The sequence below is a fragment of the Rhodanobacter sp. UC4452_H20 genome, from assembly GCF_052978205.1.
On record NZ_CM129662.1, the window covers coordinates 280,898 to 293,187 of the forward strand.

Sequence of the window (12,290 nt, forward strand, 5' to 3'; positions counted from 1 at the left end):
GATGGATCAAGCCATGTCGATTCCGCTTGCCGCCGCGATGCCGATGTCGCGCCGGCGCGTGCTGAGCGCCTACCTGGCCGAGATGCGCAGCGAATGCCTGCGCTACCTGCGCGCGCCGGGTTTCATTCTGCCGATGACGCTGTTCTCGACGGTGTTCTACGTGATGTTCGGCGTGTTGCTGAACCAGGGCGAGGCGTCGCGCTACCTGCTGGCCAGCTATGGTGCGTTCGGCATCATCGGACCGGGCCTGTTCGGCTTCGGCGTCTCGCTGGCGATCGAGCGCGATGGCGGCCTGCTCACGCTCAAGCGTGCCTTGCCGATGCCGCCTGGCGCCTACCTGCTGGGCAAGATGGTGATGGCCATGATCGCGGCCACCGTGGTGATCGCGCTGCTGCTGCTGATCGGCATCTTCCTGGCGCACGTCAGTCTGTCGTGGGGCCAGATGCTGGCGCTGGTCGCCACCGGTGCTTTCGGCGTGCTGCCGTTCTGCGCGCTGGGCATGTTCGTCGGCACCTTGCTCAAGGGGCAGGGCGCGCCGGGGCTGCTCAACCTGGTCTATCTGCCGATGGCGTTCCTGTCCGGCCTGTGGCTGCCGCTGTCGATGTTGCCGCGGATGCTGCAACAGATCGCGCCCGTCTGGCCCAGCTATCACCTCAACCAGCTGACCCAGGCGGCGGTGGGTCTGAACCATGGCCCTGTGCTGGGCCACGTGCTGGCGCTGGCCGGTTTCGCTGAGGTTTTCCTGTGGCTGGCGGCGCGGCGTTTGCACCGGAACGGTTGAAGTAGGATCACCCTCATGGCCAATCTGCGGGAGCCTGGCGTCATGCACCAGCGCATCGTCCAGTTTCTGACCCCGGCGCCGGACTCCGCGGCGGCGCGCAGCATGCATCGCGGCAAATCGCCGTGGGTGGATGCTGTGCACCTGTTGTGGTCGGCGTGGATCTTCGTCGTGCCGGTGTGGAACAACGACGGCTGGAGCACGCGCTGGGTCGTCACCACTCTGGTTAGCTATCCGCTGTTCCTGCTGCTGTATTACCGGTGCATCGCGGGGCCGCGTGCGCAGGTCCGCGCCGGCGCCCTCGCGTTGGTGCTGCTGAGCATGTCGTTGCTGCCCTGGTATCCCAGCGGGCTGACCTATTTCATCTATGGCTGCGTGATGCTCTGCACCAGCGTGGGTCGTTTCCGCGCCTATCTCGGCTGGCTGGCCGGGCTCAATGTGGTGTTGCTGGCCGAGACCTCGCTGCTCGGTTACCCATGGCAGGCCGTGTTCTCCATCCCGCTGACCTCGTTCATCATCGGCATCATCATCAAGGCCGAGCATGGCAGCGAGGAGAAGGACGCGCAGCTGCGGCTCTCGCACGAAGAAGTGCGTCGGCTGGCGGCCACTGCCGAGCGCGAGCGCATCGGCCGCGACCTGCACGATCTGCTGGGTCATACCCTGTCGCTGATCACGCTGAAGCTGGAGTTGTCGCGCAAGCTGTTCGACCGGGACCATGCGGCGGCCAGGCGCGAAGTGGAAGAGGCGGAGAAGGTGGCGCGTCACGCCCTTGCCGAAGTGCGCAGTGCGGTCAGCGGCATCCACGCCACCGACCTGGCGGCCGAGCTGGCCTCGGCGCGGCTGCTGCTGGAATCCTCCGGGGTGTGCATGGAATACGCGGCACCGCCGACCGACTTGCCGCAAGACACCGAACGCAGCCTCTCGCTGATCCTGCGCGAGGCGGCGACCAATATCGCGCGCCACGCGGCGGCAAGTTGCGCGAACGTCGATTTCGTGCGCGAGCCTGCCAGCGTGCGCATGAGTATCCGTGACAACGGCCGCGGCGGCATCGACGGCGCCGGCAACGGCCTGCGCGGCATGCGCGAGCGCGTGCGCTCGCTGGGCGGCACGCTGGAGATCAGCTCGCCGTTGCGCGGCGGCACGACCATGCTGGTCAGCGCGCCGCTGCCGGTGCTGCGACTGGTCGCCATGCCAGCGACCGCTGCCGGCGGCGTGGCGCCCGCGGCGCAGGGTGGGCATTCGGCCGCCTGACGATCGAAGCCATCACGATGGAGCTTTTCCAATGCCGCTGAAGCAATCGCCACGAGGCGCCGCATGATCCGCGTGCTGCTGGCCGAGGACCAGGCGATGGTGCGCGGCGCACTGTCGGCGCTGCTGAGCCTGGAGCCGGACATGGAGGTGCTCGGCTCCGCACCCGACGGCGAGGCGGCGTGGCGTGAGATGCAGCGCCTGAAGCCCGATGTGCTGGTCACCGATATCGAGATGCCCGGCCTCACCGGACTGGAACTGGCCCAGCGCATCCAGCGTCACGACGAGCTGCCGGTGAAGGTCATCATCGTCACCACCTTCGCCCGCCCGGGCTTCCTTCGTCGCGCGCTGGATGCCGGCGTGTCGGGCTACCTGCTGAAGGACGCTCCCGCCGAGAACCTCGCCGAGGCGTTGCGCACCGTACACCGCGGTGGTCGCGCGATCGACCCGCAGCTGGCGCTGGAAGCCTGGTCCGAAGCCGACCCGCTGAACGATCGCGAACGCCAGGTGCTGCGCCTCGCCGGCGAGGGCCAATCCGCCGGCGACATCGCCGCAAAACTCAACCTCTCGCACGGCACCGTGCGCAATTATCTGTCCGAAGCGATCGGCAAACTCGGCGTCGGCAACCGCATCGAGGCGTATCGGCTGGCGCGGCAAAAAGGCTGGTTGTAAGTTTTTCCGATATTCGATAAAAAATGCTTGCGCGTGGTTGTTAATAGGTGTAACGTCCGCAGCCCTCGCCTTTTGGCGACCATCAGATAAAAGAGTTTTCATGTCGTTCCGCATAACCCAGATGAGCACACCATGCACGTCGCAGTATTGCCGCGATGCAGGCCTGTTCATGCGCGGCGAATGGCTCGACTTGGCAATCGTCTGCCGATAATCGACTGATCCCTTTGCGGAGATCGGTCACCCCGATCTCCCGAGGCAACGCGAACGCCCTCGGGTCGCCAACCCCGGGGGCGTCTTGTTTTTGCCGTTCGCAGGGGATGCGCATGCATCGAACAAGGTTTGCGGAATCCGTTTCGCCCTGAGGCATCCGGTCAGCCATGGCCGAGGCAGGGGCGCAGCTGCGAAGGCGCTTGCGCGCTGCGTCCCGGTGCTTCGGCGCGGGCTGTGCGAGAAACGGATCACCACGTATCGGGCAACCATGCCCGCACCTATTGCCGGTTGGTGACAGCCGGCAATCGGGAACATCGAACCGACCGGCTCCAGCGGCATGGGCTCAAGCCCCATCCGGTGCGCGCGGCTTTGCCGGCGGCGTATGCCGGGGTCTGCCGGGCGGTGTTCCACAACGACGACGTTGGCTCAGCGGTAGAGCGGCAGGTTCGTTCCTGCAAACGCCGGTTCGATTCCGGCACGTCGGCCACTGGATAGCTCAGAGGGGTAGAGCATCGGTCTTGTAAACCGAGTGTCGCGGGTTCGACTCCCGCTCCAAACCATGACCTGTCACGTCATGACCAGGAACGAAAGTTCCGACCAGGAAACGCCTCGTGCGGCGCCTGGCCTGCAAGCCACGGAGGGTTTGCGGATCAGGCAAGGCGGCGGTGGCGGGGCCGGGCCCACGTCCCGACAGCGGGCAAGCGGATATCGAAGCGATTGTCTTGCAGGCATTCGCCGGAATATCCGGTTCCCCGCCAAGGCACGTCGGCTTCGCCCCATTATCGTCAGGAGGCGTTTCCGCCTTATTCGCTTTCATCGGCGCATGACGTCGATTATCCCGCGAGGGAGGGGCTTTTGCGGCCCGATTATCCGCAATGTTAATGCGTCGTACCGATCCGGCGACGCAGTCGGCTTATCCCACGGATCGAAACAAGGATTGACGAAGGAGTATCAACATGTTCTGGATCAAGCAAATCGTGATCGGCGACGGCGAGCGCGGCTTGCTGTATCGCAACCGTCGTTTCCAGCGCGTACTGCCGCCGGGCGTCTACCACTTTGTCGACCCGCGCAAGCGTATCGCGGCCAGCGTGCACAACCTGGCCAAGCTGGAGTACACCGGCGCCGACACCGACGTGCTGATGGCGCTGATGGACGGCGCGCTGGCCGAATGCTTCGACGGGGCCGACATCGGCACGCAGCAGGTTGGCCTGGTGCTCAAGAACGGCAAGCTGGAGGACGTGCTGGCACCGGGTACGCGCAAGCTCTACTGGAAGGGCCTGGTGCCAGTCGAGGTGCAGGCGGTGTCGCTGGCGGAAACGCTGGAAGTCGATGTGCGCGTGGCCAGCCGACTGCGCCAGCTGGGCGTGCTCGGCAAGGTCGCGGTGACGGTGGACGTGCCGACGGAGTCGGCAGGCCTGCTGTTCATCGACGGCAAGCTGGTGCGTACGCTGGCTCCGGGGGCCTGGGCGTTCTGGAATTTCCAGAAGAACGTGGCGGCCGAGGTGGTCGAGCTGCGCGTGCAATCGCTGGAGGTGTCGGGCCAGGAACTGCTGACCCGCGACAAGGTGAGCCTGCGGGTGAACCTGGCCGCCAGCCTGCGCGTGACCGATCCGGTCGCCGCGCGCACCAAGGTGGTCAAGTACGGCGACTACGTCTATCGCGAGCTGCAATACGGCTTGCGCAAGGCGGTGTCCGGCAAGACGCTGGACGAGCTGCTGGGCGACAAGGCTTCGCTGGACGCGGACATCTTTGCCTACGTGCGCGGCCGTGTCGTCGAGCTGGGCGTGGAAGTGCTCGGCGTGGGCGTCAAGGACGTGATCCTGCCGGGTGAGATGAAGGACATCCTGAACAGCGTGGTGCAGGCGGAGAAGGCGGCCCAGGCCAACGTGATCCGCCGGCGCGAGGAGTCGAACGCCACCCGTTCGCTGCTCAACACCGCGCGGCTGATCGAGGAGAGCCCGGTGCTGATGCGTCTGAAGGAGATGGAGGCTCTGGAGAAGGTCACCGAGAAGATCGACAAGCTCACCGTGTTCGGCGGCCTGGACGGCGTGCTGAACCAGCTGGTGAGCCTCAAGCAGTAACCTCGCGGCGATCGCACGGAAGCGCTCGCCGCGATCCATTCAAGGAAAGAAGAGATGAGCAACCAACAGTACGAGTTTCTGCATGCCGAAGGCAGCGCCACGCCGATCAAGGGCTGGGTGCATGGCGTGCCGCTGGAAGATGCCGCGAGGCAGCAGCTGCGCAACATCGCCATGCTGCCGTTTGTCGGTCCGTGGGTCGCGGTGATGCCCGACGTGCACCTGGGCAAGGGCGCGACGGTCGGTTCAGTCGTGCCCACGCGGGGCGCGATCATCCCGGCTGCGGTCGGCGTGGACATCGGCTGCGGCATGGCCGCGGTGCGCACCACGCTGCGCGCCAGCGACCTGCCGGACAACCTGGCCCAGCTGCGTTCCAGCATCGAGCGCGGCGTGCCGGTCGGCAACGGCCGTGGTGGCGACCATCACAAGCTGCCGGACAGCATTGAGACGCAACTGGCGCAATCCGGGCTGGTCGCGCGGCTGGAAGCAATCAAGGCGAAGCATCGCAAGATCCGCACCGACAAGCTGGGCCGGCAGATCGGCACGCTGGGCGGTGGTAACCACTTCATCGAGGTCTGCCTCGACGAATCGGACGCCGTGTGGGTGATGTTGCACTCGGGTTCGCGCGGCACCGGCAACCTGATTGGCAGCTACTTCATCGAGCGGGCGCGCGAGGAGCTGGCGCAGCGCGTGCTGGGTTTCGACCTGCTGGACAGAGACCTGGCCTTCTTCATGGAAGGCGAAGCATTGTTCGACGACTACGTGGAAGCGGTGTCTTGGGCGCAGGACTACGCCCAGGCCAACCGCGAGGCGATGATGGCGCGGGTGTTGGCCGAGATGCGCCACCGGCTGCCGAAGTTCCAGTTGGAAAAGCTGGCGGTGAACTGTCACCACAACTACGTGCGGAAGGAAACGCACGGTGGCGAGGACTTGCTGGTGACCCGCAAGGGTGCGGTGAGCGCGCGGGCCGGCGAGCTGGGCATCATCCCGGGCAGCATGGGTACGTGCAGCTACATCGTGCGTGGCAAGGGCAATCCGGAAAGTTTCCACAGCTGCAGCCACGGCGCGGGCCGGGTGATGAGCCGTACCGCGGCGCGCCAGCGGATCACGCTGGCGCAGCATCGGGAGGCCACCGCCCATGTCGAATGCCGCAAGGACGCGGCGGTGATCGACGAATCGCCGGCGGCGTACAAGTCGATCGACGCGGTTATGGCGGCGCAGTCCGACCTGGTCGACGTGGTGCACACGCTGCGCCAGGTGCTGTGCGTGAAGGGATGAAGCCGGCGCCGCTCCGCGAGGGGCGGCGTCTTTTCGCGCGTGCCCCGGCGCGCCGGCTGCGGGATAATGTCCCGTTTTCCGATGCCGGCCGCAGCCTTGAAGAAGTCCGATTTCGATTTTGACCTGCCGCATGAGCTGATCGCGCAGGCCCCGTTGCCCGAGCGTTCGGCCAGTCGCCTGTTGCTGCTCGACGTGGCCGCGCAGTCGCGGCAGGACCGCATGTTTCGCGAGCTGCCCGACTTCCTGCGTCCGGGCGACCTGCTGGTGTTCAACGACACCCGCGTGCTGCCGGCGCGGCTGTACGGGCGCAAGGACACCGGCGGTGCGGTGGAGATCCTGATCGAGCGGGTTACCGGCGCGCATGAGGCCACCGTGCAATTGGGCGTCAGCAAGAAGCCCAAGGAGGGCGCACGGATCGAACTGGCCGACGGCAGCCATGCCGTGGTGTTGGGCCGCGACGAAGGTTTCTTCCGGCTGCGCTTCGAGGCGCCGGAGCCGCTGGAGAAGCTGCTGCTGAAGCTGGGCGAGATGCCGTTGCCGCCGTACATCGAGCGGCACGCCGACGCCAGCGACATGGAGCGCTATCAGACCGTGTTCGCGCGCGAGCCCGGCGCGGTCGCTGCGCCCACCGCCGGCCTGCATTTCGACGAGGCGATCCTGGACCAGCTGCGCGAGCGCGGCGTCGAGTTCGGCTACATCACCCTGCATGTGGGCGCCGGCACCTTCCAGCCCGTGCGCGCGGTCAATCTCGAAGATCACCACATGCACACCGAGTGGCTCAATGTCGGCGCGCACCTGGTCGAGCAAATCCGACGCACGCGCGCCAGCGGAGGGCGGGTGATCGCGGTCGGCACCACGGTGGTGCGCGCGCTGGAAAGCGCCAGCAAGGATGGCCAGGTGCATCCGTTCGCCGGCGAGACGCAGATCTTCATCTTCCCCGGCTACCGCTTCAGCAGCATCGACGGCCTGCTCACCAACTTCCACCTGCCGCAGTCGACCCTGCTGATGCTGGTGTCGGCACTGGCCGGGCGCGAGTTCATGCTGGACGCGTATCGCCACGCGGTCGAGCAGCGCTACCGCTTCTTCTCCTACGGCGACGCCATGCTGATCCTGCCGCACGGCGCCTGAGCGATACGTTGCATGGTTGCAGGAGCCCGCCAGCGGGCTCCTGCACACACGGTGTGGCGATGGGCGGAACGGGGCAAACCCGCGATAATGGCTGGATGACCTCCCTCCAGTTCGACCTTCACGCCACCGACGGCGCCGCCCGCCGCGGCCGCCTCACGTTTGCCCGTGGCACGGTGGAGACGCCGGCGTTCATGCCGGTGGGCACCTATGGCTCGGTCAAGGCGATGACGCCGCGCGACGTTGCCGATACCGGTGCCGAGATCATCCTGGGCAACACGTTCCACCTGTTCCTGCGACCCGGGCTGGAGATCGTGGAGAAGTTCGGCGGGCTGCACCGCTTCATCGGCTGGGACAAGCCCATCCTCACCGATTCGGGCGGCTTCCAGGTGTTCTCGCTGGCGCACAAGCGCAAGATCACGGAGGAAGGCGTGACCTTCGCCTCGCCGGTGGACGGCTCGAAGGTGTTCCTGTCGCCGGAAGTGTCGATGCAGATCCAGAAGACGCTGGATTCGGACATCGCGATGATCTTCGACGAGTGCACGCCGTACCCGGCGACGGAGAAGGTGGCGGCCGATTCGATGGAGCTCAGCCTGCGCTGGGCCGAGCGCTCGCGCCGCGCGTTCGACGATTTGCAGAATCCGAACTCGCTGTTCGGCATCGTGCAGGGCAGCGTCTACGAAACCCTGCGCCGACGCTCCGCGGAAGGGCTGGTGAAGCTCGGCTTCGACGGCTACGCGATCGGCGGCCTGGCGGTGGGCGAACCGGAGGCCGAGCGCAACCACGCGCTGGACTTCACCGTACCCCTGCTGCCGGCGGAAAAGCCGCGCTACCTGATGGGCGTGGGCCGGCCGGAGGACATCGTGGAAGCAGTGCGCCGCGGCATCGACATGTTCGACTGCGTGATGCCTACCCGCAACGCGCGCAACGGCTTCCTGTTCACCGCCGCGGGCACGCTGCGCATCCGCAATGCGAAGTACGCCAGCGACACCGCGGTGATCGAGGAAGGCTGCGACTGCTACGCCTGCAGCCACGGGTTCAGCCGCGCCTACCTGCGCCACCTCGACCGCTGCAACGAGATCCTCGGCAGCCAGCTGGCCACCATGCACAACCTGCGCTACTACCAGCGGCTGATGGCGGATTTGCGCGCGGCGATCGCCGATCGGGCGCTGGAAGCATTCGTCGCACGGTTCTACGCCTGCCGCCAGGGCGCAGCGATCCCGTAGCAGCCCGCCCTGTGGGCGATGCCTTTTCCCCGGATCGGGAACCATCGCCCGCAGGGTGGACTCCTACCGCCACCGGGGGGCGGAGTCGCCTTTCGCTCGCGAAAGGTGACTCCGACACCTCCCGCAAGGCATAATCGAGAATCTTTTATCGGGCGTTCGGCGGAAATCGCTGATGGCGCCACAACTTGCGAGACGCGAAGATGAGTTTTCCGCTTTCCCCCGTGATTGCCCAAGCCACGCCGCAGCAGGGCGGCGGCATGTCCATGATCATCATGATGGTGGTGCTGTTCGGCCTGATGTATTTCATGATGATCCGGCCGCAGATGAAGCGGCAGAAGGAGCACCGCGCCCTGATCGCCGCGCTGGCCAAGGGCGACGAAGTGGTCACCAACGGCGGCCTGGCCGGGCGCGTGGAAGAAGTGGGCGACACCTTCGTCACGGTCGAGATCGCGCCGAACGTGAAGGTGAAGCTGCAGAAGGGTGCCGTGCAGCAGGTGCTGCCCAAGGGCTCGCTGAAGTCAGCTTGAGCCATGGGATGTCCAGGGGCGGGGCCTTTTCGAATAGCGCGGCCATGGATGGCCGCTTCTTGACGTTCGCGATCAGGGACGATCGCAAAAACATGCTTCGGCCATGGATGGCCGCTTCTTGACGTTCGCGATCATGGATGATCGCAAAGGACCGGATCATGACTGATTTTCCCCGCTGGAAATACGCGCTGGTCGCGCTGGTGATGGTGTTCGGCGTGATCTACGCGCTGCCGAACGCCTTTGTTCCCGTGCCCGCCGTTCAGGTGAGCGCCAATCGCGGTGCGCCGGCAATCGACCAGGCCGTACGCCAGAAGGTCATCGACACGCTGACCCAGAAGCGCATCGCCTTCGGCGAGGTCGTGGTGGAAGGCGACAGCCTGCTTGCCACCTTCGCCGACACCGACGTGCAGAAGAGCGGCTCGGACGCGATCAAGGCGCTGCTCGGCGACAAGTACACGGTGGCGTTCAAGCTGCAGTCCACCGTGCCGGAGTGGCTGGGCATGATCGGTGCCCGTTCCATGCCGCTGGGCCTGGACCTGCAGGGCGGCGTGCACTTCCTGATGCAGGTCGACCAGAACGACGTCATCGACAAGCAGGAGAGCAGCTACGCCGACGACATCCGCAGCCTGCTGCGCGACAAGAAGATCCGCTATGAATCGGTGGCGCGCAATTCCGTGCGTGGCAAGGGCGTCGCCGTGGTGCTGCGCTCGGAGGACGACCGCGCCAAGGCCGCAGACGCGATCGCCAACGAGTACACCGACTTGCTGGTGTCCAACGGTCCCAGCACCGGCGACCGTTTCGTGCTCAATGCGGTGATCAAGCCCGACAAGCTGCGCGACATCGGCCGCGGCGCGATCACCCAGAACCTGCAGACGCTGCGCAACCGCATCAACGCGCTGGGCGTGTCCGAGCCGCTGATCCAGCAGCAGGGCGAGAATCACATCGTGGTCGACCTCGCCGGCGTGCAGGACCCGGCCGAGGCGAAGAAGCTGATCGGCACCGTGGCCACCCTGGAATACCGCCCCGGCATCGGCCACCCCGGCGATCCGCAGGCGCGCGAGGCGGAGAAGACCGGCAACATCCCGCCGGACGCCAACCTCTACCACATGCGCGGCACCGGCCTGCCGGTGCTGGTCAGCAAGAAGGTGATCGTGACCGGCAAGGAGCTGGTCGACGCCTCCTCGGGCATCGACCAGCAGAGCGGCACGCCCAAGGTCGACGTCACGCTCAATGCCGCCGGCGCGCGCAAGATGAGCGATTTCACCAACGCGAACGTCGGCAAGCCGATGGCGGTGGTCTACGTCGAGCGCGTGACCGAGACCAAGATGATCGACGGCAAGGAAGTGCGCGTTCCGAAGGTCACCGAGTCGGTGATCAACGACGCCAACATCGCCAGCCCGTTCGGCCGGCAATTCCAGACCACCGGCCTGGGCAGCCCGAAGGAAGCATCCGACCTGGCGCTGCTGCTCAAGGGTGGCGCGTTCGCTGCTCCGGTGGACATCATCGAGGAAGGCGTGATCGGTTCCAGCATGGGTGCGGACAACATCGACAAGGGCTTCAAGTCGGTGATGCTGGGCCTGGCCCTGGTGCTGCTGGCCGCCGCGGTCTACTACAAGCTGTTCGGCCTGGTCGCGGACATCGCGCTGTTCTTCAACCTGGTGATCCTGGTGGCGGTGATGTCGCTGATCGGGGTGACCCTGACCATGCCCGGCATCGCCGGCATCGTGCTCACCCTGGGCATGGCGATCGACGCCAACGTGCTGATCTGCGAACGCGTGCGCGAGGAGCTGCGCAACGGCTCCACGCCGCACGCGGCGATCTACGCCGGCTACGAGAAGGCCTGGTCGACCATTCTGGACGCCAACGTCACCCACCTGATCGCGGCGCTGGCGCTGACCACGATGGGCACCGGCGCGATCAAGGGCTTCGGCGTCACGCTGATGATCGGCATCCTGACCTCGCTGTTCACCTCGGTGACGCTGACCCATGCGTTCACTGCGGCGATCCACGGCCACCGCAAGCTCAAGACCCTGTCGGTCTAGGCGTCGCGTCGAACAGTGCGGCCCCGGACGGCCGCTTTCGCCGGAAAGGGACTCCCTGAATTGATCGTGCGGCCATGAGGGCCGCTTGACCGGAACGGAACGTCCACACAGAGAATTGCCATGGAAATCTTCAATCACGACAGCAACATCCACTTCCTGGGGATGCGCAAGTACACGGTCGGCCTGGCGATCCTGCTGATGATCGGCTCGATCGTGCTGATCGCCACCCGCGGGCTCAACTACGGGCTGGATTTCACCGGCGGCGTGTCGATGCTGGTCAACTACGACCAGCCGGTGGAGATCGCCGACGTGCGCGGCGCGCTGGCCAAGGGCGGCTTCGAGGACGCTGTGGTGCAGAGCCTGGGCGGCACCCGCGAGGTGTCGATCCGGTTCCAGGCCAAGGATGATCCGGAGGCGATCCTGGCCAACGGCACGGTCAACCTCGACCGTGTCTCCGCCGACGTGATGGCGAAGCTCCACGCGGCGCGACCGGACGCCAAGCTGAAGAGCCGCGACTTCGTCAGCGCGCAGGTCGGCGCGGAGCTGAAATCGGACGGTACCTGGGCGGCCTTGCTGGTGATCCTGGGCATCATGGCCTACCTGTGGATCCGCTTCGAGCGCCGCTTCGCGATCGCCGCGGTGGCGACCGAAATCCACGACACGCTGGTCACGCTCGGCGTCATCGCGCTGGTGCAGCGCGAATTCGACATGACCGTGCTGGCCTCGGTGCTGGCGGTGATCGGCTACTCGATCAACGACAAGGTCGTGGTGTTCGACCGCATCCGCGAGCTGTTCCGCCTCGCGCGCAAGGCCGAGCCGGAGGAGATCCTCAACCGCTCGATCAACAACACCCTGTCGCGAACCATCATCACCTCGCTGTTCACCGGCATCACCATGGGCGCGATGTGGCTGCTGGGCGGCCCGGCCGTGCACGGCTTCGCCATCACCATGCTGATCGGCATCGTGGTCGGCACGCTGTCCTCGATCTTCGTGGCCAGCCCGATCCTGCTGTGGCTGGGCGTCTCGAAGAAGGACCTGATGCCGGTCACCCGCGACAACCCGGAGCTGGCGCGCCGCCCCTGACCGACCGCGCGGCACGAGCCAGA

10 protein-coding genes and 2 tRNA genes are annotated in these 12,290 nt (G+C 66.1%); all 12 read left to right on the plus strand.

The annotated features are described in order from the left end of the window. Position 1: 1 nt before the first annotated feature. The 12 genes from ACVCMC_RS01280 to secF all read left to right on the plus strand — a co-directional run bounded on the left by ACVCMC_RS01280 (position 2) and on the right by secF (position 12,267). The gene (locus ACVCMC_RS01280) at positions 2-781 is read left to right on the plus strand and encodes an ABC transporter permease (protein ID WP_447098394.1); all 780 of its coding nucleotides are present in this window, start codon (positions 2-4) and stop codon (positions 779-781) included. Positions 782-796: 15 nt separating this feature from the next. After that, the gene (locus tag ACVCMC_RS01285; protein ID WP_447098395.1) at positions 797-2,029 is read left to right on the plus strand and encodes a sensor histidine kinase; all 1,233 of its coding nucleotides are present in this window, start codon (positions 797-799) and stop codon (positions 2,027-2,029) included. A 63-nt stretch (positions 2,030-2,092) separates the two neighbouring features. Beyond that, complete coding sequence (locus tag ACVCMC_RS01290; protein ID WP_395119709.1) at positions 2,093-2,698, plus strand: response regulator transcription factor; 606 nt, start codon at positions 2,093-2,095, stop codon at positions 2,696-2,698. A 626-nt stretch (positions 2,699-3,324) separates the two neighbouring features. Beyond that, positions 3,325-3,395: transfer RNA gene (locus ACVCMC_RS01295), tRNA-OTHER, on the plus strand. Continuing rightward, positions 3,396-3,468, plus strand: a tRNA-Thr gene (locus tag ACVCMC_RS01300). A 396-nt stretch (positions 3,469-3,864) separates the two neighbouring features. Then, a complete protein-coding gene (locus tag ACVCMC_RS01305) occupies positions 3,865-4,989 on the plus strand; it encodes a slipin family protein (protein ID WP_447098396.1) in 1,125 nt (374 codons plus the stop codon). Positions 4,990-5,043: 54 nt separating this feature from the next. Further along, positions 5,044-6,264, plus strand: a complete 1,221-nt coding sequence (locus ACVCMC_RS01310; protein ID WP_447098397.1) for an RtcB family protein — start codon at positions 5,044-5,046, stop codon at positions 6,262-6,264. 96 nt (positions 6,265-6,360) lie between these two features. Beyond that, on the plus strand, positions 6,361-7,392 hold the full coding sequence (gene queA / locus ACVCMC_RS01315; protein ID WP_395121219.1) for a tRNA preQ1(34) S-adenosylmethionine ribosyltransferase-isomerase QueA: 1,032 nt from the start codon (positions 6,361-6,363) through the stop codon (positions 7,390-7,392). 95 nt (positions 7,393-7,487) lie between these two features. Next, entirely contained in the window at positions 7,488-8,615 is a 1,128-nt protein-coding gene (gene tgt / locus ACVCMC_RS01320) for a tRNA guanosine(34) transglycosylase Tgt (RefSeq protein ID WP_447098398.1), read from the plus strand. Between the two features lie 200 nt (positions 8,616-8,815). After that, entirely contained in the window at positions 8,816-9,142 is a 327-nt protein-coding gene (gene yajC / locus ACVCMC_RS01325) for a preprotein translocase subunit YajC (protein WP_395119705.1), read from the plus strand. Positions 9,143-9,300: 158 nt separating this feature from the next. Next, positions 9,301-11,184, plus strand: a complete 1,884-nt coding sequence (secD, locus tag ACVCMC_RS01330; RefSeq protein ID WP_395119704.1) for a protein translocase subunit SecD — start codon at positions 9,301-9,303, stop codon at positions 11,182-11,184. Positions 11,185-11,304: 120 nt separating this feature from the next. Beyond that, positions 11,305-12,267, plus strand: a complete 963-nt coding sequence (gene secF, locus ACVCMC_RS01335; protein WP_395119703.1) for a protein translocase subunit SecF — start codon at positions 11,305-11,307, stop codon at positions 12,265-12,267. Positions 12,268-12,290 lie beyond the last annotated feature (23 nt).

What these genes read in the sequence shown, in the direction of transcription:
- ACVCMC_RS01280 (WP_447098394.1), top strand. Translation starts at nt 2, where the DNA reads ATGGATCAAGCCATGTCGATTCCGCTTGCCGCCGCGATGCCGATGTCG.
- ACVCMC_RS01285 (WP_447098395.1), top strand. Translation starts at nt 797, where the DNA reads ATGGCCAATCTGCGGGAGCCTGGCGTCATGCACCAGCGCATCGTCCAG.
- ACVCMC_RS01290 (WP_395119709.1), top strand. Translation starts at nt 2,093, where the DNA reads ATGATCCGCGTGCTGCTGGCCGAGGACCAGGCGATGGTGCGCGGCGCA.
- ACVCMC_RS01305 (WP_447098396.1), top strand. Translation starts at nt 3,865, where the DNA reads ATGTTCTGGATCAAGCAAATCGTGATCGGCGACGGCGAGCGCGGCTTG.
- ACVCMC_RS01310 (WP_447098397.1), top strand. Translation starts at nt 5,044, where the DNA reads ATGAGCAACCAACAGTACGAGTTTCTGCATGCCGAAGGCAGCGCCACG.
- tgt (WP_447098398.1), top strand. Translation starts at nt 7,488, where the DNA reads ATGACCTCCCTCCAGTTCGACCTTCACGCCACCGACGGCGCCGCCCGC.
- yajC (WP_395119705.1), top strand. Translation starts at nt 8,816, where the DNA reads ATGAGTTTTCCGCTTTCCCCCGTGATTGCCCAAGCCACGCCGCAGCAG.
- secD (WP_395119704.1), top strand. Translation starts at nt 9,301, where the DNA reads ATGACTGATTTTCCCCGCTGGAAATACGCGCTGGTCGCGCTGGTGATG.
- secF (WP_395119703.1), top strand. Translation starts at nt 11,305, where the DNA reads ATGGAAATCTTCAATCACGACAGCAACATCCACTTCCTGGGGATGCGC.